The organism is Lysobacter sp. TAB13 (genome assembly GCF_052113885.1).
GTDB classification, from domain to species: domain Bacteria; phylum Pseudomonadota; class Gammaproteobacteria; order Xanthomonadales; family Xanthomonadaceae; genus Lysobacter; species Lysobacter gummosus.
On sequence record NZ_JBFRDR010000327.1, the window covers coordinates 1 to 385 of the forward strand.

Below are 385 nucleotides of genomic sequence, written 5' to 3' on the forward strand. Positions count from 1 at the left end.
TCTTTGTCACCAGTGCCGGATCCGGGAAGGGTGCCGATCTCGGCGGCCTCGCAGGGGCCGACGCGATCTGCCAGCGTCTTGCCCAGGCAGCGGGTGCAGGCAGCAAGACCTGGCGGGCTTATCTCTCCACGCAGGCAACTGGCGGTACCGCAGCCGTCAATGCGCGAGACCGCATCGGCGCAGGGCCCTGGCGCAACGCCAAGGGAGCTGTGATCGCCACCAGCGTCGCCGACCTGCATGGCGGCGCGGCCGGCTTGACCAAACAGACCGCGCTCAACGAGAAGGGCGAGCCGGTCAATGGTCGCGGCGATACACCGAACCAGCACGACATGCTTACAGGCTCCCAGGCCGACGGCACCGCCTTCGGCCCCGGCGAGGACCGGAC

At 69.1% G+C, this 385-nt stretch carries 1 protein-coding gene; it reads left to right on the plus strand.

Translation table 11 applies throughout. The annotated features are described in order from the left end of the window. Nucleotides 1–385 (plus strand): hypothetical protein (locus tag AB4Y92_RS26380; protein WP_441822313.1); only part of this gene is annotated, 385 nt, incomplete at both ends.